17 protein-coding genes and 1 riboswitch are annotated in these 20,021 nt (G+C 67.5%); of the genes, 14 read left to right on the plus strand and 3 right to left on the minus strand.

Annotated elements, in window-relative coordinates; all coding sequences use genetic code 11:
- Positions 1 to 165: 165 nt before the first annotated feature.
- The 7 genes from ACFOY2_RS31760 (at position 166) to ACFOY2_RS31790 (ending at position 8,680) form a co-directional block, all read left to right on the plus strand.
- Positions 166 to 393 carry a chaplin family protein gene (locus tag ACFOY2_RS31760; RefSeq protein WP_379531779.1) on the plus strand — a complete coding sequence of 76 codons (228 nt, stop codon included), beginning with the start codon at positions 166 to 168 and terminating at the stop codon, positions 391 to 393.
- Positions 394 to 705: 312 nt separating this feature from the next.
- Complete coding sequence (locus tag ACFOY2_RS31765; protein ID WP_379531780.1) at positions 706 to 1,596, plus strand: Rossmann-like and DUF2520 domain-containing protein; 891 nt, start codon at positions 706 to 708, stop codon at positions 1,594 to 1,596.
- A 22-nt stretch (positions 1,597 to 1,618) separates the two neighbouring features.
- Positions 1,619 to 2,455 (plus strand): pantoate--beta-alanine ligase, encoded by an 837-nt coding sequence (gene panC / locus ACFOY2_RS31770; protein WP_379531781.1) that lies wholly within the window; start codon positions 1,619 to 1,621, stop codon positions 2,453 to 2,455.
- Positions 2,456 to 2,529: 74 nt separating this feature from the next.
- Complete coding sequence (locus tag ACFOY2_RS31775) at positions 2,530 to 5,055, plus strand: L-aspartate oxidase (RefSeq protein WP_379531782.1); 2,526 nt, start codon at positions 2,530 to 2,532, stop codon at positions 5,053 to 5,055.
- Positions 5,056 to 5,058: 3 nt separating this feature from the next.
- Complete coding sequence (locus ACFOY2_RS31780; protein WP_379531783.1) at positions 5,059 to 5,841, plus strand: type III pantothenate kinase; 783 nt, start codon at positions 5,059 to 5,061, stop codon at positions 5,839 to 5,841.
- A 317-nt stretch (positions 5,842 to 6,158) separates the two neighbouring features.
- A complete protein-coding gene (gene lysX / locus ACFOY2_RS31785; protein ID WP_379531784.1) occupies positions 6,159 to 7,640 on the plus strand; it encodes a bifunctional lysylphosphatidylglycerol synthetase/lysine--tRNA ligase LysX in 1,482 nt (493 codons plus the stop codon).
- A gap of 827 nt (positions 7,641 to 8,467) precedes the next feature.
- Positions 8,468 to 8,680 (plus strand): LuxR C-terminal-related transcriptional regulator, encoded by a 213-nt coding sequence (locus ACFOY2_RS31790; RefSeq protein ID WP_358108373.1) that lies wholly within the window; start codon positions 8,468 to 8,470, stop codon positions 8,678 to 8,680.
- Between the two features lie 50 nt (positions 8,681 to 8,730).
- On the opposite strand, the gene ACFOY2_RS31795 is transcribed toward ACFOY2_RS31790, so the two are convergent.
- Entirely contained in the window at positions 8,731 to 9,687 is a 957-nt protein-coding gene (locus tag ACFOY2_RS31795) for a C40 family peptidase (protein WP_379531785.1), read from the minus strand.
- A 92-nt stretch (positions 9,688 to 9,779) separates the two neighbouring features.
- Positions 9,780 to 9,931, minus strand: a riboswitch (cyclic di-AMP (ydaO/yuaA leader).
- Between the two features lie 276 nt (positions 9,932 to 10,207).
- On the opposite strand from ACFOY2_RS31795, the gene ACFOY2_RS31800 reads away from it, so the two are divergent.
- Positions 10,208 to 10,765, plus strand: coding sequence for an amino-acid N-acetyltransferase (locus ACFOY2_RS31800; protein ID WP_379531903.1), 558 nt, complete (start codon positions 10,208 to 10,210; stop codon positions 10,763 to 10,765).
- 22 nt (positions 10,766 to 10,787) lie between these two features.
- Here ACFOY2_RS31800 and ACFOY2_RS31805 read toward each other — a convergent pair whose 3' ends face one another.
- On the minus strand, positions 10,788 to 11,648 hold the full coding sequence (locus ACFOY2_RS31805; RefSeq protein ID WP_379531786.1) for a hypothetical protein: 861 nt from the start codon (positions 11,646 to 11,648) through the stop codon (positions 10,788 to 10,790).
- Positions 11,649 to 11,768: 120 nt separating this feature from the next.
- Between ACFOY2_RS31805 and ACFOY2_RS31810 the strand changes: the two genes are divergently transcribed.
- From ACFOY2_RS31810 to ACFOY2_RS31830, 5 genes are all read left to right on the plus strand, one after another.
- The gene (locus ACFOY2_RS31810) at positions 11,769 to 12,296 is read left to right on the plus strand and encodes an RDD family protein (RefSeq protein ID WP_379531787.1); all 528 of its coding nucleotides are present in this window, start codon (positions 11,769 to 11,771) and stop codon (positions 12,294 to 12,296) included.
- Positions 12,297 to 12,412: 116 nt separating this feature from the next.
- Entirely contained in the window at positions 12,413 to 12,901 is a 489-nt protein-coding gene (locus ACFOY2_RS31815; RefSeq protein WP_357806799.1) for an RDD family protein, read from the plus strand.
- A gap of 515 nt (positions 12,902 to 13,416) precedes the next feature.
- A complete protein-coding gene (locus ACFOY2_RS31820; protein WP_379531788.1) occupies positions 13,417 to 13,749 on the plus strand; it encodes a histone-like nucleoid-structuring protein Lsr2 in 333 nt (110 codons plus the stop codon).
- Between the two features lie 1,195 nt (positions 13,750 to 14,944).
- Positions 14,945 to 17,446 carry an ATP-dependent Clp protease ATP-binding subunit gene (locus ACFOY2_RS31825; RefSeq protein WP_379531789.1) on the plus strand — a complete coding sequence of 834 codons (2,502 nt, stop codon included), beginning with the start codon at positions 14,945 to 14,947 and terminating at the stop codon, positions 17,444 to 17,446.
- Positions 17,447 to 17,927: 481 nt separating this feature from the next.
- Positions 17,928 to 18,866 (plus strand): TIM barrel protein, encoded by a 939-nt coding sequence (locus tag ACFOY2_RS31830; protein WP_379531790.1) that lies wholly within the window; start codon positions 17,928 to 17,930, stop codon positions 18,864 to 18,866.
- A 166-nt stretch (positions 18,867 to 19,032) separates the two neighbouring features.
- Here ACFOY2_RS31830 and ACFOY2_RS31835 read toward each other — a convergent pair whose 3' ends face one another.
- On the minus strand, positions 19,033 to 19,503 hold the full coding sequence (locus ACFOY2_RS31835) for a MarR family winged helix-turn-helix transcriptional regulator (protein WP_379531791.1): 471 nt from the start codon (positions 19,501 to 19,503) through the stop codon (positions 19,033 to 19,035).
- 114 nt (positions 19,504 to 19,617) lie between these two features.
- On the opposite strand from ACFOY2_RS31835, the gene ACFOY2_RS31840 reads away from it, so the two are divergent.
- A complete protein-coding gene (locus ACFOY2_RS31840) occupies positions 19,618 to 19,938 on the plus strand; it encodes a cupin domain-containing protein (protein ID WP_379531792.1) in 321 nt (106 codons plus the stop codon).
- Positions 19,939 to 20,021 lie beyond the last annotated feature (83 nt).

Genomic DNA, 20,021 nt, shown 5'->3' on the forward strand with positions numbered 1-20,021 from the left:
GACGGCGACGGATCGTCATCGAATAGCTACTCAAGGTTGCAAGCTTGCGGTAACGTTTACCCATTGTCACCGGATGATTGCGTTGCGCCAACCCCCAATTGACGCAGCCGGTCACCCCGAACAAGTACCTGCGGCTTCCTGCCGCCACAACAGAAGGAAACCCTCATGCTGAAGAAGGCCATGGTCCTTACCGGAGCGCTCGCCGTGCTGGCGCTGGCCGCCCCCGCGCACGCCGATATCACCAGCGGCAACGGCAGCATCCTCGGCGGCAACCAGATCCACGCACCGATCTCCATCCCGGTCAACGTCTGCGGCAACGCGGTGGCCGTGATCGGCCTCGCCATCGCCGGCTGCAAGGGCGGCGCCAGCTCCTACGTGCCCAGCCACCACTGACCGGACAGGAGCCCGGGCCGACGCAGGCCGGCCCGGGCTCGGTCTCCGGCCGATCAGTCGGCGGCTGACCGGCCGGCGCACCTCCAAGAGGTCACACAATGCGGGCGTCGGGTCCCTGGCGGAGGACTCGGCGCCCGCTGCCATGCGGTGAACCCCTCTCCTCATCTCTTCCGACAGGGGGTGCGCTTTTTGTATGCCCTTGTCGGTTTTGTCGTTAACTCAACGTGCGGCAAAACAGCGGTCACGTCCGCAATCCTGAGAGGCCGTTACGCTGGTCGGCAGTGCCATCACGGTCGACAGGGGTGAGACGTCATGGACGCAGGTGATCGCCCGGCACGGCTGACTGTCGGCGTGCTCGGGGCGGGCAAGGTCGGCTCGGCTCTGGGCGCCGCATTGGCGCAGGCCGGGCATCGCATCGTGGCCGCGAGCGGCGTGTCGGACGACTCGCAGCGCTGGGCCGCCGACCGGCTGGGGGTGAAGACTTCCCGGCCCGACGAGGTGGTCGCCGGCGCCGAGCTGATCCTGCTCACCGTGCCCGACGACGCGCTGCCCGATCTCGTCGGCGGGCTGGCCGCCACCGGGGCCGATCTGCAGAGCAAGCTGCTGGTCCACACCAGCGGGGCGTACGGGCTGTCGGTGCTCGACCCGGCCGCCAAGATGGGCGCGCTGCCGCTCGCGCTGCATCCGGTGATGACGTTCACGGGCAGGGACGACGACATCAACAAGCTGACCGGTATCTCCTATGGCGTGACCTCGCCCGAGATGTTGCGGCCCATCGCCGAGGCCCTGGTGATCGAGATGGGCGGCGAGCCCGTCTGGATCGCCGACGCCGACCGCGCGCTCTACCACGCGGCGCTGGCCGGGGCCGCCAACCACATGGTCACGCTCATCGCCGAGTCACAGGAGCTGCTGGGCCGCATCGGTGTGGAGCATCCGGGCCGGATGCTGGGCCCGCTGCTCGGGGCCGCGCTCGACAACGTGCTGCGGCTGGGCATCACCGGTCTCACCGGCCCCGTCGTACGCGGCGACGCCGGCACCGTGCGCAAGCACGTGGACGCGCTGATCCTGGCGGCCCCCGAGGCGGCCGACGCCTACATCGCGCTGGCCAGGCTCACGGCAGATCGGGCGCTGGCGGCGGGGCTGCTCAAACCCGAGGAGGCGGAGCGGCTGCTCGACGCGCTGGGGGGCAATATATGGACCTGAAAGTCGCGTTTGGAGGGCAGTTATGGAGCTGATCGTCGCCAGGAACAGGGAAGACCTGGTCAAGGCGCGTCGTGGTGGCGATGTGGCGCTGGTGCCGACCATGGGTGCGCTGCACGAGGGCCACAGGTCGCTGATCAGGCAGGCCCGCGTCCGGGCCGATCAGGTCGTGGTCAGTGTTTTCGTCAACCCTCTGCAATTTTCCCCAAACGAGGATTTTTCCCGCTATCCCCGTACATTTGATGCCGACCTGGACGCGTGCCGGGCCGAGGGCGTCGACGTCGTCTTCAACCCCGCCGTCGAGGACATGTACCCGCCCGGCCGCCAGGTGAGCGTCTCGGCGGGCGAGATGGGCACGATCGTCGAGGGCGCCTTCAGGCCGGGGCACTTCGACGGGGTGCTCACGGTCGTGCTCAAGCTGTTCAACCTGGTCAGGCCCGACCTGGCGGTCTTCGGCCAGAAGGACGCCCAGCAGCTCGCCCTGATCCGCCGCATGGTCGCCGACCTCGACCTGCCGATCGAGATCCTGGGCGGCCCCACCGTGCGCGAGCCCGACGGCCTGGCCCTGTCGAGCCGCAACCGCTACCTGTCCGAGAGTGATCGCCGGGTGGCCCTGACCCTGTCGCGGGCGCTGCGGGCCGGCGCGGCCCAGTTCGACCCGTCCCAGATCCGCGCCACCGCGCAGGACGTGCTCGACGCGGCGGGCCCCGAGCTCGACCTGGACTATCTGGCCCTGGTCGATCCCGCCACATTCAGGGAAGTCGGCGAGTCGCACGAGGGCACGGCCGTGCTCGCGGTGGCCGCCAGGGTGGGCGACACCAGATTGATCGACAACGTCACCCTGACCTTGAATCCCCACTGAGGCCCCGGGGCATATGAACGCCTCGCCAAGCGTTATCGTCATATTGACGAAATAGTCTCAGTGAGGAGACCCCCATGAGCGCACCGGCCCTTCCCCTGCAGCTGACCGCGCCCGCGCCCGGCTGGACCGTCGAGGCGGACGTGGTGGTCGTGGGCTCGGGCATCGCGGGCCTGACCGTGGCGCTGCGCTACGCCGAGCTGGAGCCTGCGGCCAAGGTCCTGGTCGTCACCAAGGACGTGCTGTCGTCGGGCTCCACCCGGTGGGCCCAGGGCGGCATCGCGGCCGTGCTCGACCCCCGCGACACGCCCGAGGAGCACCTGAACGACACGGTGGTGGCCGGCGTCGGGCTGTGCGACGTCCGGGCCGTGCGCACGATGGTCACCGAGGGCCCGGGGGCGCTGCGGCGGCTCATGCGGCGCGGCGCCCGCTTCGACCGCACGCCCGAAGGGGAGCTCCAGCTCACCAGGGAAGGCGGGCACCGGCGGCGCAGGATCGTGCACGCGGGCGGCGACGCCACGGGCGCCGAGGTCCAGCGCGCCCTCATCGAGGCGGTACGCGCGGGCTCTGTGCAGGTGATCGAGCACGCGCTGGTGCTCGACCTGCTCAAGGACGCCAAGGGCCGGGCCAGGGGCGTGACGCTGCACGTCATGGGCGAGGGCGCGCGCGACGGGGTCGGCGCCGTGCACGCCAGGGCGGTCGTGCTGGCCACCGGCGGCATGGGCCAGGTCTACGCCGCCACCACCAACCCGGTCGTCTCCACCGGCGACGGGGTCGCACTGGCGCTGCGCGCGGGGGCCGTGGTGCGCGACATCGAGTTCGTGCAGTTCCACCCCACCGTGCTCTGGCTCGGCGAGGGCTCGACCGGCCAGCAGCCGCTGATCTCCGAGGCCGTCAGGGGCGAGGGCGCCTTCCTCATCGACCACGACCGCAACCGGTTCATGGCGGACGTGCACGAACTGGCCGACCTGGCGCCGCGCGACGTCGTGGCCAAGGCGATCATGCGGACGATGCGCGAGACCGGGCGCGACCACGTCTACCTCGACGGCCGCCACTTCGGCCGCGAGAAATGGCAGACCCGCTTCCCCACGATCTACGCCGTCTGCCGCGAGCACGGCATCGACCCGGCGACCGAGCCGATCCCGGTCTCGCCCGCGGCCCACTATGCCAGCGGCGGCGTCCGTACGGACCTGCGCGGGCGCACCACGATCGAGGGCCTGTACGCCTGCGGCGAGGTCGCCTGCACCGGCGTGCACGGCGCGAACCGGCTGGCCTCCAACTCTCTGCTCGAAGGGCTCGTGTTCGCCGAGCGCATCGCCGAGGACATCCACGAACTGCGCCCCTCTCCCGGCGACCCCGTCGCGGGCCCCGACGGCTCGGGCCTGGTGGACCCACGGGTCAGGCCCAGGATCCAGGCCCACATGAGCATGGGGGCGAGCGTGCTGCGCAGCCGCGAGTCGCTGCGGGCCACCGCCAAGGCGCTGCGCGAGGCCCGCTGGACGCCGGTGGCGGTGCCGCCCCGCACCGAGTCCTGGGAGGCGGCGAACCTGCTCACCGTCGCCACCGTCCTCACCGGCGCGGCGCAGGCCAGGCTGGAGACCCGCGGCTCGCACTGGCGCGAGGACTACGACACCCGCGACGACAACGAATGGCTGGGCCACCTGGACGTGACCCTGACCGAGGAGGGCCCGCAAATGACGTACACGCCGCACGGGGACGCCATGCCGCCGCGCCTGGCGCAGGAGCTGACGGCCGCCGGGCTCGACCCGGCCGAGGTGGACGCGGTGATCGACCGGGCGCTGGCCGAGGACCTGCGGGAGGCGGGCGACGTGACGAGCCTGGCCACCATCCCGGCCGGGCAGCGTTCCGTCGCCGACGTGGTGGCGCGCAAGGACGGCGTCGTGGCCGGGCTGGCGGTGGCGGAGGCGGTGTTCGTCCGGCTGGGCGCCGCGCGTACCGAGAGAAGGGTCAAGGACGGTGAGCGCGTCAGGGCGGGCGAGGTGCTGATGTCCGTCGAGGGGCCCACCCGGGACCTGCTGACCGCCGAGCGCACGGCGCTCAACCTGCTCACGCACCTGTCGGGGGTGGCCACGCTGACCGGCAGGTGGGTCGAGGCGGTCAGAGGGACGGCGGCGCGGGTGCGCGACAGCCGCAAGACGCTGCCGGGGCTGCGGGCGCTGGAGAAGTACGCGGTGCGCTGCGGCGGTGGCGTCAACCACCGCATGTCGCTGTCGGACGCCGCCCTGATCAAGGACAATCACGTGGTGGCGGCCGGGGGCGTGGCCGAGGCGTTCAGGGCGGTCAGGGAGCGTTATCCCGATCTGCCGATCGAGGTGGAGATCGACCGGCTTGACCAGTTGGAGGCGGTGCTGGACGAGGGGGCGTCCGAGATCCTGTTGGACAACTTCACGATTGAGGACACCGCCCGCGCCGTACAAATCATGAAAAATCGGGCCAAAAAGGGGGTTGCGCTCGAAGCCAGCGGGGGATTGACCTTGGAATCGGCCCGTGATGTGGCCGAAACTGGCGTTGACTACCTTGCGGTGGGCGCGCTAACGCACTCGGCGCCGGCCCTGGACATCGCACTGGATCTGCGGGGGTAATGAATGCTGCTCACGATCGACGTCGGCAACACGCACACGGTGCTGGGGTTGTTCGAGGGCGAGGACGTCATCGAGCATTGGCGGCTGGCGACCGACGCCCGCCGCACCGCCGACGAGATCGCGGTCGTGCTCCAAGGGCTGCTGGCTCAGTCACCGCTGCTCAAAGGGGCCGACATCGACGGCATCGCCATCTGCTCCACCGTCCCGAGCGTGCTCAACGAGATGCGTGAGATGTGCCGCCGCTACTACGGCGACGTGACGGCGGTGATCGTGGAGCCGGGCATCCGTACCGGCGTGCCCGTGCGCATGGACAACCCCAAAGAGGTCGGCGCCGACCGCATCGTGAACGCGCTGGCGGCCATCGACCAGTACGGCGGCCCCTGCGTCATCGTCGACTTCGGCACCGCGACCTCGTTCGACGCGGTGTCGGCCAAGGGCGAGTACGTCGGGGCGGTCACCGCCCCCGGCATCGAGATCTCCGTGGACGCCTTGGCCGCCGCCGGTGCCCAGCTGCACAAGGTCGAGCTGGTCAGGCCGCGTTCGGTGATCGCCAAGAACACCGTCGAGGCCCTGCAGGCCGGCATCATCTACGGCTTCGCCGGCCAGGTGGACGGGATCGTCGAACGCATGGCGGCCGAACTGGCCGACGACCCCGACGAGGTGACCGTGGTGGCCACCGGCGGTCACGCGGGGCTGGTGGTGGGGGAGTCGCGCTCGATCGACGTCCACGAGCCGTGGCTGACCCTCCTCGGCCTCCGCCTGATCTACAAACGGAACACCTCATGAACTGACGAGGGAGCGCCGTCGTCTGGAGGAGCGGCGGGAGCGCAGCCGGCATCGGGCGACCGAGCCCGCTTCACGAAGTGAGGCCATAAAACGCAGCGGCCCCCGCTCGGGTGGTTTTGAGGTTCACTCGTTCTCGGCGGTGTAGAGGTAGGTCCGGCCGGCCCTTGACCGTGATCTCGTTGGACTCGCCGTCGCCGTCCCAGTTGACGTCCACCCAGCCCTGCGCCCTGGCGAGGCGGTGTTTGGCGCTCTCGCATCGCCCCTTCGGCGGACCGACGAGTCCTTGCAGTTCGCCATATCCCCTACTCTTTGTTGGTGTGAGCGACGAACTTCCCGAGCAGATGCGCATCCGGAGGGAGAAGCTCGACCGCCTTCGCAGCGAGGGCGTCGATCCTTACCCGGTGAATTTCCCCCGTACGACCACCAACGTCGAGGTCAGGGAGAAATACCAGGGGCTGGAGCCCGACACCGCCACCGGCGACACGGTGGGCGTGGCGGGGCGCGTCATGCTCAACCGCGTGGGCGGCAAGCTCTGCTTCGCCACGCTCCGCGACGGCGGCGCCGACCTGCAGGTCATGATCTCCCTCGACAAGGTGGGAGAAGAGTCGCTGGCCGCGTGGAAGCGCGACGTCGACCTGGGTGACCACGTCGGGGTGACCGGCGAGGTCATCACCTCCAGGCGCGGCGAGCTGTCCATCCTGGCCGACAGTTGGCAGATCACGGCCAAGTGCCTGCGCCCGCTGCCGGAGAAGCACGTCGGCCTCACCGACCCCGAGGCGCGGGTGCGCCAGCGCTACGTCGACCTCATCGTCAACGACGAGGCCAGGACGATGGCCCGCGTCCGCAGCGCCACGGTGCGCGCGGTGCGCGACTTCTGGCACGAGGAGGGCTACCTCGAGGTCGAGACGCCGATGCTGCAGCCCATCCACGGCGGTGCCGCGGCCAGGCCGTTCAAGACCCACATCAACGCCTACGACATGGACCTTTACCTCCGCATCGCGATCGAGCTCTATCTCAAGCGGCTCGTGGTCGGGGGCATCGAGAAGGTCTTCGAGGTCAACCGCAACTTCCGCAACGAGGGCGCCGACTCCACCCACAACCCCGAGTTCACGATGGTCGAGGCCTACGGCACCTACCTCGACTACAACGACATGGCCGATCTGACGCAGCGGATGTACCAGAAGGCCGTCGTGGCCGCCCTGGACACCACCGTGGTCGTGCACGACGGGGTCGAGGTCGATCTCGGCCTCGCCGAGTGGCCGCGCATCACGCTGTACGGGGCCGTGTCGCAGGCCGTCGGGGAGGAGATCACCACGGCGACGTCGCTGGAGGAGGTCCGCAAGATCGCCGAGCGGCGCGAGATCCACTGGGACCCGAAGTGGGGTCAGGGCAAGCTCGTCCAGGAGCTCTTCGAGGAGCTCGTGGAGCACACGCTGGTGCAGCCGACGTTCGTGATGGACTACCCGCTGGAGACCTCGCCGCTGGCCCGCAATCACCGCGACGATCCGCTGGTGACGGAGAAGTGGGACCTGATCGGGTTCGGCACGGAGCTCGGCACGGCCTACTCCGAGCTGAACGACCCGATCGAGCAGCGGCGGCGGCTGGTGGAGCAGTCGTTGCTGGCCGCCGGGGGCGACCTTGAGGCCATGCAGCTCGACGAGGACTTCCTGCAGTCGCTTGAGTACGCCATGCCGCCGACCGGGGGCATGGGGGCCGGGATCGACCGGATGGTCATGGCCTTCACCGGCAAGAACATCCGGGAGACGATCCTGTTCCCGCTGGTCAAGCCCACTCACTGATGGTTTCGTCATTTCTGTCCGTGTTCGCCTGTGCGGCGGCTTCCGCTCGGCCGGTTCGAGCTCCGGGAGCCGCCGCGGACGGGTGTGCGCCGCGTCCGCCTGATCGCCACGAGCCCGCGGCGGCGGTCGCGAAATTCGCTTCTGGCCCGCCCGGTTTCCGATGCGAGGTCATCTGTAAGCCTCGGGTCAAGGCCGCGAGCAAGCGTCTGCTCAATTCGCGGAGGCGTTCGCGATCCTCTGGTGGCGCCGTCGCCATCACCATGACAGCCGAGGGCGGGCGAACCGGAAATCAGGTCAGCATCCCTCCGGGGCGGCGCGATCAACGCGAAGGCGATCGCCGCGATCCAGGGCGGAGGCGTGCGGGGCAGAGGCAGGCCCTACGTCCTGCCGGACCTGGTCGCAGGGCCGCTGCCTGGGGCGTTGCCCTGAAGAGCGGCCGGAGCGCGGGTCGCGCAGTGGCGTCGTAGACGGTCGCCACGAGCGGGTCCGCGCGCGTAAGGAAGCTTGGGCCGCGCGTCCGTGTCGCGATCCCGGACGTATTGATCACGCAGAAAATCCGGCTTTGATGGATCAAAACCCAGAACGCCGGCCGGGCTCATTACCGGTGATTCCGGAGTGTCCGATGGATCGAAGCGATCGCTCGAAGCGCGCGGGGAGCGTCCGGCATATCGCGAGTACGTCATATATAACGGAGCATGTCAATAGTGCTCGTCAAGAGCGACGATTGTCATGCTTGACGACCTTTCCAGGATGCGTTTACCGTCTGCGAGGAGCGGTTTTGGCCCTGTGGAGTGGCCCGAGTTCTGCTGTTGGGGGGAGGGCTCCCGATGGATGTGCTCACTGAAGGCGTTGAGCTGAGCCATGCGGATTTGGCGTTACTGGCGGAGCTGGCCAAGGGGGTCACCGTCGATCGAGTGGGCAGACGCCTGGATATCAGCGGACGCACCGTACGCAGGAGATTACGGTGCATCTGCGACCGCATCGGCGTGGCCACCGCGATCGAGGCCGTGGCCTGGGCCGCGCGCCGTCAGCTGATCTGAGCCTGCGGGCTCGGATCGGCTCCGACCGGCTTTCACCGGTTACATCGGCTTCAGCCGGCGATGCGGACCGCGCCGGCCCACGGCCGCCTGTCGATCGAGGCGACGCGTACGACGTCACCCGTCTGGGGGGCGTGCACCATCATGCCTCCGCCGATGTAGATGCCGACGTGGTGCAGGTCGTTGTAGAAGAACACCAGGTCGCCCGCGCGCAGCTCAGAACGGGAGACGTGCCTGCCCGCGGTCCACTGGTCGCCGGTGTAGTGGGGCAGCGAGACGCCCACGCGCTGGAAGGCGGCCATCACCAGGCCGGAGCAGTCGTAGGAGCTCGGGCCCGCCGCGCCCCAGACGTACGGCTTGAGCTGCTGCGTGAGCGCCCATCGTGCGGCCTGCGCCGCCTTGCCGCCGCCGATGACGGGCAGGTTCACATGCGTGGCCCGCGTCCCCGGGCGGCCCGCCTCGCCCAGCGCCCGGCTGTACAGGTTGCTCTCGACCCGGCCGATGAGCTTGGTGATCTTGTCGCGCCTGGTGTCAAGCTCCGCGACGATCCGCTCCATCTCGTCGATGCTGGCCTTGGCGTCGGCCCTGGCGCGGCTGGCGGCGTCCATGGCCCGGGTGACCTGGTTGACCTGCTCGCCCTGCTGCTCCTGGATCGCGTACGTGGTCGCGGCGCGGTCGAGGATCTCCTTGGGGTCGTCGGCCGCGCTGAAAACCATGGCCGTGCTGAGGCCGCCCGACATATAGGCGCTCTGGGCGAGGAGAACCGCCCTGGCACGCTTGGCGGTCAGATCGGCCTCACTGGCCGCCAGCGTCTTCTGTGCGGCCTCTGAGGTCGTCTTCGCGGTCTTGAGCTTCTCCCGCTGGCCGTTGTACTGCTCGGTCAGCGTCTCGATCTCGGTGTGAAGCTCCTCCACCTGTTTGGCGAGCTCCTTTAATGAGGGTTTCGGATCCGCGGACGCCGGGCCGGCGGGGATGGCGAACAGCAGCGCGGCGACTGTGAGACTTGCCACACCGAACCGGCGTGGCCGCCGGGCGCGTTCCGGAGGGCGGGCGTGCTTGCCCGCCGACTTCCCCCCGCGACTGTGCGTGCGCTTCACCAACCAGCTCCTCTCATGAACGCCTACCGGGTTAGCTGACGGGTTCGGGCCGGAGCAGCCCTACCGAGAGGTCTCGGATTCACCCCGATGGTGGCGTTTTGAAGGCGCCACCGGCGGTTCCCCGGCTTCCCTTGCGGGAATTGGGCGTGTCCTCCCACGCGCGACACGCAGGGGGCATCGTCGCTGGACACTAATGCACTCCGGGTTGGTGCTCAACCAGAACGCCGGATCTGTAGAGGTTTCACAACCGAAGTGTCACAGGGGGATCTCGTGATCAACCGTGTACAAGTGACTTTATGCCCTCTTTGCCCGTGGTTCCGCCGAACCTGGGTTCGTGTGGCAGCCGTGCTCACTTGGCCACAACATGTAACAGGATGGGCCGAGACATGGGAGTTAGGGCTGAGCCGTAATGACATCTGTACTCTGGAGAGCCATGGAGCAGGTGGCCGAACCGACAATGCCGGAGACCAAAGTGGTGATCCGGCGTGCCCGCACGCCCGATGTGCGGGTGGTCAGGCGCTTGGTGGACACCTACGCGGGCGCGGGACCGCGGCTCCTGGAGAAGGCCACAGTGACGCTGTACGAAGACGTACAGGAGTTCTGGGTGGCCGAACGAGACGGGCAGGTCGTCGGCTGCGGCGCGCTCCACGTGCTCTGGGAGGACCTCGCCGAGGTCCGCACGGTGGCCGTGGATCCCGAAAGCAGGGGTTTGGGCGTCGGCCGTCAGATCGTCTCCGCACTCATACGGCAGGCGAAGGATTTGGGGCTACGGCGTGTATTCTGTCTGACTTTTGAGGTTGACTTCTTCGCCAGACTCGGATTCCGCCCGATCCAGGGCACTCCGGTCTCACCCGAGGTCTACGCCGAACTGCTGGCCTCATACGACGAGGGTGTGGCGGAGTTCCTCGACCTGGAACACGTCAAGCCGAACACTCTCGGCAACACCCGCATGCTGCTGCATCTGACATCGGGTGACGCGGACCTTGGCTAGATGGAAAGGTGATTGTTGATACCTATGTCGATACGTTGGGCAGCACGGGCATGTGTCCTGACACGTGCCACACGCGCACTCGAAGCGAGGTGACACGGTGAGCACCGGACAGCCGCCGTATCCACAGGACGAATCCGGCGAGAACTCTGCGCCCCGCAATCCCCAATATGGGCAGCAGAACATGGGCCGCCACCCCAACGAGCCTGATCCTGACGCCACTGTGATCGGCTATCGGGCGGACGACGCCTTCGGCCAGCAGGGATATGGTCAGCAGCAGGGCTACGGCCAGCAGCCCCAGTACGGCCAGCAACAGGGTCAAGGCCAGCAGCAGGGCTACGGTCAGCAGCAGGGTTATGGCCAGCAACAACCCCAGTACGGCCAGCAGCCGCAGTCGCAGCCCGACTACGGGCAGCAGGGCTACGGGCAGCAGCAGGGCTATGGCCAGCAGCAACAGGGTTACGGCCAGCAGCCCGACTATGGTCAGCAGCCCGGCTACGGCCAGCAGCCTGACTACAGTCAGCAGCAGGGGTACGGTCAGCAGCAGCAGGGCTACGGGCAGCAGCCCGACTACGGCCAGCAGCCGCAGTCCCAGCCCGGCTACGGCCAGCAGCCCCAGTCGCAGCCCGGCTATGGCCAGCAGCCGCAATCCCAGCCTGACTACGGGCAGCAGGGCTACGGTCAGCAGCAGGGTTATGGTCAGCAGCCTGACTACGGGCAGCAGCAGGGCTATGGCCAGCAGCCGCAGTCGGGTCAGCAGCAGTACGGGTACGGGCAGCAGCCCCAGTCCCAGCCCGACTACGGGCAGCAGGGCTATGGGCAGCAGCAGGGCTACGGCCAGCAGCAGCAGTCCCAGCCCGGCTACGCCCAGCAGGGCTACGGGCAACAGCAGGGCTACGGCCAGCAGTACGGCGACCAGCAGCAGTACGGTCAGGCCTACGGCCAGCCGCAGGCCCCCTACGGTCAGGCCCCTTACGGCCAGGCGCCGGGCTACGGCCCGGTCGGCATGCAGCCGCCGGGTGCTCCGGCTCCGCTGGCCGAATGGTGGCAGCGCCTGGTGGCCAGGCTCATCGACGGCGTCATCCTGTTCGTCGTGAACCTCGTCATCGGCGTCATCATGGCCGCGCTGTTCCTGGCCAGCTACTCGTCGCTGGACGGAAGCAGCAGCGGTGCGTTCTCGTCGGTGGTCGTGGGCATCCTGTCGACCGTCATCTCGACGATCCTCTGGGTGTGCTACGACTTCTTCCTGCTGAAGATGAACGGCCAGACCGTCGGCAAGATGGTCATGGGGATCAAGGTCGTCCCGGTGGGGCAGCACATGCCTCCGAAGGGGCTGCCGACCGACGCCGCGCTCAAGAGGGGCGGGGTGACGTGGGGCGGCTATCTCCTCACGGCGATTCCGATCCCGATCATCAGCACGCTGCTCGGCTACGCGGTCGTGGCCGTCAACGGCGCCTCGCAGTTGTGGGACAAGCCGCTGCAGCAGACGTTCGCGGACAAGGTCGCGGGCACCGTGGTGGTCAAGATCAAGTAGTCTGCGCGAGACGTAAAACAGGGGCCGGCTTCGCGCCGGCCTCTGTTTTGTGTGTGGGGGCCCGTACCAAAATGGGAGGACCCCGCAGGGGCCGCCGATGATGTGAGGTGGAGGTTATGGCCGGGACGCCGCCGTGGCCGGGCGAGCTGCCCGCTGAATGGTGGGAACGGTTGGCTGCCCGGTCGATTGAAGCGCTCGTCTTCGGGGTCTTCTATTACATTCTGTTCATCCTTCTGTGGGGCATCTTCCGAACTGTCGGGGTGTTGGAGGTGTTCCACGGCCGCTTGCCCGGTGTGTTCGCATGGTTGGTGGCCGGGTTGGGTTATGCGGGCTACGACTGGTGGGCACATTCCCGGCGTGGCAGGACGTTCGGCAAGGCGATCATGCGGATTCGCCTGGCGCCGGCGGAGTCACCGCCCAGGGCGCTGCTCAAACGGGCCCTGGTCTATCCGGGGCCGATCATGCTGATGGGCATTCCCGTGGTCAATCTGCTGGCCGGAATGCTGCTGTTCGCCGTCGGGTTGCTCATCCTGATCGACAAGCCGCTGGAGCGGGGGCCGCACGACAGGCTGGCGGGAACACGCGTCGTTAAAGATCTTCGCTGAGCCATCCGTACCTGCGTGGATGCCTTTTCGCAAAATTTTCCCTTGATCCGGTAAGGAGCCTGGAGAGACTGGCATTAGGCTATGGGACGTCCGGGTTGCCGGATGTTGGTGTCCCTGTGACGCGTAGGGCATGTGTGTGCCGCTATGGTCGGGTGCGGGTGGTTGTGGCCTTGCACGTCCATCGGCGGCGCCGTGCTCCCCCTGGTCGCGCAGGTTGCGCAAAAAGCGCCCCCGAAACCCCGCTAGCCGTGGAGACGAGGACGAATGGAAGCCCTTACGGACGTATTGTCAGCGCTCATCCCCCCGGTCGTGGTAGGGGGAGCCTTCATCTTTGGCGTAGTGAAGTTGGTTCGGTCCGAGGCTGTGGGGGGCCGGCGAAACCGCGAGGACGCCGTCGAGGAGCAGAACTGATCGGCCAGTCAGCCGAATCCCTGCACGCTGAATTGTCTCAGCGCCTTTCCGGGTATATGTTTGGGCTGGCGAATGAAACAATGCTCCGGGAAAGGATTGCGTAGATGGCCAAGCAGATCCAGGAGATTCTCATCGATGACCTCGATGGGGGCGAGGCCAATGAGACGGTCAGCTTCGCTATTGACGGCTCCTCCTATGAGATTGACCTCAGCGACCTTAACGCCAAGAAGCTGAGGGACTCCCTCACGCCTTTCGTGCAGCACGCACGCAGGGCCGGGGCCGTGTCCACGCGTCGTCGTGGGCGCGGTGGCAGCCGTGCCATGAGCCGCGAGAAGAGCTCCGAGATCCGGCAGTGGGCCAAGGCCCACGGCCTGCCGGTCAGCGAGCGAGGCCGTATCGCCTCCACCGTCGTCGAGAAGTACGAAGCGGCTCACTGAGAGAGAGCCGACACTCGACCATGCGCTTATGCCGTTCGCCTAGGACCCCGGCGGCCGCCATAAGCGCATGATCGTTTTCCTGGTCGTTCTCGAACGTCCGGATGATGATCTCTAAACCGCCCAAATGTGGGCGTTTTGGTCGCGCGTTGAGCGTGCGCCGAATGTCGGTCGCGGCATGCCATGCCTCATTCAACGTATGTTGTGGTCGTGAACATATGCTCAGGAGCGACGGCGCGGACGGATCGCTGGAACGGGCCATCGCGCAAAACACCGGCGCCGTAAAGCCTCCTGGGCGATCTCCGATCCTTCGTGCTTAACGGGGTTCCCGACTCTGAGGGCATAACCGGACCGCGCGGATGGGCGCGTCCGGTTTAACCTCTCGCCCCCGGGATGTGCGGGCGGCATAAGGCATGGGGGCGTGATGTGCGGGCGGCATATGCCCCCGGGACGGGTTGCCCGGCTGCGCGGCATAAGCCGTAGGGCACGGATCTACCGCGTCGGGCAAAACCTTGGACTCGTTGGGAGAGCGGGCCTCTGCATAACCCGCTAACCTGAGCCCGAGTCACACAATGTGGTCTCTGCGGGCATCCGCGCACAATGCGATGCCCTTGCAAGTGCGGAGAGCTGTCGCCAATCCCCGTACCCGGAGGGCGTCGCCAATCCTCGGCCCGTCACGGAGAGCGCTGTCTCATCAGGTGGGACGATGTTGGTAACCGGGCTGACCGGATGGGATTTTCCGAGTTCCCTGGGGTTAGGGAGAGCCAGGTGAGCTGTGTGTGCCGCGCTGTGCTCAGGGCGTAGTACGCGCACTTGGCCAAGCATTGCGTCGCGACATAGGATGATTGAGCAACAGATACGGCGCGGCATCTGTGATACGTGGGTGAGAGGGCGGCCAGGACGCTCCCCTCGCTTCGGGCGCGGGACGGCCGATCCGTGTTGGTCTGCCTACGCCGCGAGCTGCAATTTCCCCGCCGCTCCGTGAAGCGTCGTAAACATCGTTCGCTTGCGGCGTATCGGGAACACGTCACCCCCGAACAGTAGTTGGATGGAGGGTGAACGCCCTGCTCTCGGGGAACGTCTCTTGCTATAGAGCGTGTCAGCGGCAGAGCGCGCGGTTCGCCGAGCCAGGGCTAACATGCGGGAGGACGGGACCGGATTTACCGGCCTGACTGACCGCTCTGTGAGGAGCGACGAGATGTTCGAGAGGTTCACCGACCGAGCGAGGCGTGTTGTCGTCTTGGCCCAAGAAGAGGCCAGGATGCTCAACCACAACTACATCGGCACTGAGCACATTCTTCTTGGTTTGATCCACGAAGGTGAGGGCGTAGCCGCCAAGGCTCTGGAGAGCCTGGGCATCAGCCTTGAGGGTGTGCGCCAGCAGGTCGAGGAGATCATCGGCCAGGGCCAGTCGGCTCCGTCGGGGCACATTCCGTTCACCCCGCGGGCCAAGAAGGTCCTCGAGCTGTCGCTCCGTGAGGCTTTGCAACTGGGTCACAACTACATCGGCACCGAGCACATCCTGCTCGGGCTCATCCGTGAGGGTGAAGGTGTGGCGGCCCAGGTGCTGGTCAAGCTTGGAGCCGATCTCAACCGTGTCAGGCAGCAGGTCATCCAGTTGCTCCACGGCTACCAGGGCAAGGAGCCGGCCGCGGCGGGCGGTCCGCAGGAGTCGGCGCCTTCGACCTCCCTGGTGCTCGACCAGTTCGGCCGTAACCTGACCCAGGCGGCCCGCGAGGGCAAGCTGGATCCGGTCATCGGCCGTGAGAAGGAGATCGAGCGGGTCATGCAGGTCCTCTCCCGGAGGACCAAGAACAACCCCGTTCTCATCGGCGAGCCCGGCGTCGGCAAGACCGCCGTCGTCGAGGGCCTGTCGCAGAAGATCGTCAGGGGCGAGGTGCCCGAGACGCTGAAGGACAAGCAGCTCTACACGCTTGACCTCGGCGCCCTGGTCGCGGGCTCCCGCTACCGCGGTGACTTCGAAGAGCGCCTGAAGAAGGTGCTCAAGGAGATCCGCACGCGCGGCGACATCATCCTGTTCATCGACGAGCTGCACACGCTCGTGGGTGCGGGCGCCGCGGAGGGCGCGATCGACGCCGCCAGCATCCTCAAGCCCATGCTGGCGCGCGGCGAACTGCAGACGATCGGCGCGACCACGCTCGACGAGTACCGCAAGTACCTCGAGAAGGACGCCGCGCTGGAGCGCCGCTTCCAGCCGATCCAGGTGGCCGAGCCCTCGCTCAGCCACACGATCGAGATCCTCAAGGGTCTGCGCGACCGCTACGAGGCGCACCACCGCGTGTCCATCACCGATGACGCGCTCGTGGCCGCCGCCCAGCTGGCCGATCGCTACATCAGCGACCGCTACCTGCCCGACAAGGCGATCGACCTCATCGACGAGGCCGGCTCGCGGATGCGCATCCGCCGGATGACCGCTCCGCCGGACCTGCGCGAATACGACGAGAAGATCGCCAACGTCCGCCGCGACAAGGAGTCCGCGATCGACGCGCAGGACTTCGAGAAGGCCGCTGCCCTCCGCGATCAGGAGAAGCAGCTCCAGCTCAAGCGCGAGCGGCGGGAGAAGGAGTGGAAGGCCGGCGACATGGACGTCGTGGCCGAGGTCACCCAGGAGCTCATCGCCGAGGTCCTGGCGACCGCCACCGGCATCCCGGTCTTCAAGCTGACCGAGGAGGAGTCGCAGCGCCTGCTCCGCATGGAGGACGAGCTCCACAAGCGGATCATCGGCCAGGACGACGCCATCAAGGGTCTGTCGCGGTCCATCCGGCGTACTCGCGCCGGCCTGAAGGACCCGCGCCGCCCCGGCGGCTCGTTCATCTTCGCGGGCCCCTCCGGCGTCGGCAAGACCGAGCTGTCCAAGGCTCTGGCGGAGTTCCTCTTCGGCGACGAAGACGCTCTGATCAGCCTGGACATGTCGGAGTTCATGGAGAAGCACACCGTCTCCAGGCTGTTCGGCTCGCCTCCCGGCTACGTCGGCTACGAGGAGGGCGGCCAGCTCACCGAGAAGGTGCGGCGCAAGCCGTTCTCCGTGGTCCTGTTCGACGAGATCGAGAAGGCCCACCCCGACATCTTCAACTCGCTGCTGCAGATCCTGGAAGACGGTCGCCTGACCGACGCCCAGGGCCGGGTGGTCGACTTCAAGAACACGGTCATCATCATGACCACCAACCTCGGCACCCGCGACATCTCCAAGGGCATCGGGGTCGGGTTCGCGAAGTCCAACGACGCCGACTCCAACTACGAGCGGATGAAGTCGAAGGTGCAGGAGGAGCTCAAGCAGCACTTCCGGCCCGAGTTCCTCAACCGTGTCGATGACATCGTGGTCTTCCACCAGCTCACGCCGAACGAGATCATCAAGATCGTCGATCTGATGCTCGCCCAGGTGGAGGCCAGGCTGAAGGACCGCGACATGGGGCTCGACGTCTCGCCCGAGGCCAAGCAGCTGCTCGCCGACCGGGGCTACGACCCCGTCATGGGCGCTCGGCCGCTGCGGCGGACGATCCAGCGCGAGCTGGAAGACTCCCTGTCGGAGAAGATCCTTTACGGTGAGCTCCGGCCGGGGCAGGTCGTGAAGGTGACGATCGAGGGCGAGGGCGACAACGCCAAGTTCGTCTTCAAGGGCGAGTCGGCCTCCAAGGTGCCCGACTCGGCCGCGGCCATCGCCGCGCCCATCCAGAACTGACGGGCCCCTCTCCAGGGTCCCTGGTTCTTCACCGGAAGCCCCCGGCGTGGTTGCGACCACACGGGGGCTTCCGCGCGTCCTGGGGACACGGTCGTCCCCAGGGGACGAAAGCCCAAAGCCCAGCGAACCATGCCCACGCCACAAACGCCGAGGGACCCCCAGTGGCCGATTACGGGGTGTCCGCGTCAGGCGTGACTCGGTGACTTTCTCCAGGTAGGACGTATGGGACAAAGCGGTCGTTGCGTAATTGTTGGGTGAGTGGGTATCGCGCCACCATGAGTAGTACTACACTGCGTAGAGCTCGCCAAGTTAGATCCAAGTGAGCCACAAGAACGTGTTCCTAGGCTGGGGCTGCTCCCTGAGGAGTAGTGAGCAATCAACTCAGGACGGACGCGCACGTCGCTCGCGAGCAGCCATGCTCGGAGGGTTCGCGCGTCCGGGCGGGCGACGGGACACATGAAGCAATCCGTGGAGGAAACCGATGCGCCTACGTCACGACGACGGAACGCTCGTTCACCTCGCCTACAACGCAGGCATGCACCCTGCCGAGGACCTGGAGAACCTGATCGCGCACCTGACCCGCTACGCGGTTCCGGTGCGCAAGCGGCTGGGCGTCGAGCGGATGGGCATCGGGTTGTGGCTCTCGCCGAGCGTCGCCGATCACCTCACGGCCGACCGCATCGAGCTCGTACGGCTGCGCCGCTCCCTGGAGGAGCGCGGCCTGGAGGTCGTGAGCCTCAACGGCACCGGCGGACGCAACCAGGAAGTGCCCGGCCCCGACTGGGCCAAGCCCGAGCGGTACCGCTACACCATGGCGCTGGCCAAGATCCTGGCGTTCCTGCTGCCTGAGGACGTACGGTTCGGGAGCATCTCGACGATCCCGATCGGGTGGCGTCGCGACTGGCCCGCCGACCTGCACGCCATCGCCACCCGCCGCCTCGAACGGCTGGCGCGCGAACTGCGCGGAATCTACAGCGTGAGCGGCAAGACGATCAGGGTCGGGTTCGAGCCGTGGCCCGGGTGCGTGCTGGAGACGACCGAGCAGGCGCTGGAGCGGGTGTGCGGCATCGACTCCGAACACCTGGGCGTGTGCCTGGACGCCTGCCACCTCGCCTGCGGGGCCGAGGAGGCGGGGGCGGCGCTGAAGGGGCTGGCCGAGGCCGGCGCGCCGGTGGTCAAGCTGGGGCACGTGCACAGCCACACGGGGGAGACGTCGAGCACGGGCGCCGTGTTGCACGACACGTTGACGGCGATGTTGTCGGGGGCCGTGAGCGGCAGTGCTCACATCGAGGTGGAGACGCACAACCTGACCGTGCCTGGGCGGGCCAAGGGGCCTGGGGCGTTGGTGTCGTTGCTGGCCGAGGAGCTGGCTTGGGCCCGCACGAACCTCACGAGCCTGGGTCTCCAACTCGCCGCCTAGGCGTTCATTTGCCCGGCCTTTCGCGTGGTCGGTGCCCTCCGGCTTGAGTCGCCGCGTGGCTGCCTGACACCCGTTGAGGGGCGGCGGCCACGAAGGCTCGACACCTTCGCGGAGCGGTCTCCCTGAGGGGTGGATCGCTTGGGGGCGGTGTTTCCTGCGGGGTGGGTTAGAGGGTGCCGAACCAGCCGGGGGTGTCGAGGCGCCAGAGGTTGGCCGGGGTCATTGTGCGGAGGTCCGATTCCAGCGCCCGCAGTCGATCTTCTCCCAGTTCCGTGGCCCACCGGGCGCGCAGGGTGTCGAAGATGTGCGCCGAGCGGGTGAGGGCGTCCATGCCGTACGGGGTCAGGCGGACGATCTTGCGGCGGGTGTCCTGGGGGTCGGTGGCGCGTTCGATGTAGCCGATGCGTTCCAGGGTGTCGATGGTCTTGCCGGCCGCCTGTTTGGAGACGCCGAGTGTGCGGCCCAGTTCGACGGCCGTGGTGCCTCCTGGGCCGATGGCCTGCATGACGAATCCGTGCATGGGGCGTATGTCGGGGTGGCCCTGGCGGGCGAGTTCGGTGTGGAGCTCGTCGATCAGTGATCTGAACGCGAGCAGCAGGCGCAGCGGTAGTTCGAAGCCGGGGGCGTCGCTTGACACGATAGACAACCTGGTTCACTATATCGACAACGTGGTTGCCTATTTTAGGGGGTTCAGAGCGTGACTGTCATACGTGGTGCCGACGCGCGTCGATCGGAGACGCCTGGTGGGGTCATGACGACCTTCGCCTCGCCGACGCAGGGAGGGGCGTCTTGGTCCCTGTGGCGGGTCGATGCCAAGCCGGGGGCCGAGGGGCCCGTGCACACGATCGATGGTGAGCAGGTGTGGAGCTGGGTCGGTGGGTCGGCGGTCGTCGAGTTGGCGGGTGAGAGGTACACCGTGGCGGCCGGTGACACCGTCGTCATGCCCGCCGGGGTCGTGCGGCGGGTGGTGGCCGGGCCCGGCGGCGGATACAGCGCCATCGTCACTGCCCCGGCCGGAGTACGCGCGGCCGTGGACGGCGCCGACTACGGGGTTCCGCCGTGGATCGTCTGAGCGCTCTTGCGAGCGGCTGAGGGCCCATTTATACAACCCGGGCGGCGTTTCAGAGCCCGACGCGTGCGATCTGGCACCCAAGG

The sequence above is a fragment of the Nonomuraea purpurea genome, assembly GCF_042650645.1.
GTDB lineage: Bacteria > Actinomycetota > Actinomycetes > Streptosporangiales > Streptosporangiaceae > Nonomuraea > Nonomuraea purpurea.

Coding starts and splice junctions, on each gene's coding strand:
- ACFOY2_RS31780 (WP_379531783.1), top strand. CDS start 5,059: ATGCTGCTCACGATCGACGTCGGCAACACGCACACGGTGCTGGGGTTG.
- ACFOY2_RS31790 (WP_358108373.1), top strand. CDS start 8,468: ATGGATGTGCTCACTGAAGGCGTTGAGCTGAGCCATGCGGATTTGGCG.
- ACFOY2_RS31775 (WP_379531782.1), top strand. CDS start 2,530: ATGAGCGCACCGGCCCTTCCCCTGCAGCTGACCGCGCCCGCGCCCGGC.
- ACFOY2_RS31820 (WP_379531788.1), top strand. CDS start 13,417: ATGGCCAAGCAGATCCAGGAGATTCTCATCGATGACCTCGATGGGGGC.
- ACFOY2_RS31765 (WP_379531780.1), top strand. CDS start 706: ATGGACGCAGGTGATCGCCCGGCACGGCTGACTGTCGGCGTGCTCGGG.
- ACFOY2_RS31825 (WP_379531789.1), top strand. CDS start 14,945: ATGTTCGAGAGGTTCACCGACCGAGCGAGGCGTGTTGTCGTCTTGGCC.
- ACFOY2_RS31810 (WP_379531787.1), top strand. CDS start 11,769: ATGCAGCCGCCGGGTGCTCCGGCTCCGCTGGCCGAATGGTGGCAGCGC.
- ACFOY2_RS31830 (WP_379531790.1), top strand. CDS start 17,928: ATGCGCCTACGTCACGACGACGGAACGCTCGTTCACCTCGCCTACAAC.
- ACFOY2_RS31815 (WP_357806799.1), top strand. CDS start 12,413: ATGGCCGGGACGCCGCCGTGGCCGGGCGAGCTGCCCGCTGAATGGTGG.
- ACFOY2_RS31840 (WP_379531792.1), top strand. CDS start 19,618: ATGACGACCTTCGCCTCGCCGACGCAGGGAGGGGCGTCTTGGTCCCTG.
- panC (WP_379531781.1), top strand. CDS start 1,619: ATGGAGCTGATCGTCGCCAGGAACAGGGAAGACCTGGTCAAGGCGCGT.
- ACFOY2_RS31760 (WP_379531779.1), top strand. CDS start 166: ATGCTGAAGAAGGCCATGGTCCTTACCGGAGCGCTCGCCGTGCTGGCG.
- ACFOY2_RS31800 (WP_379531903.1), top strand. CDS start 10,208: ATGGAGCAGGTGGCCGAACCGACAATGCCGGAGACCAAAGTGGTGATC.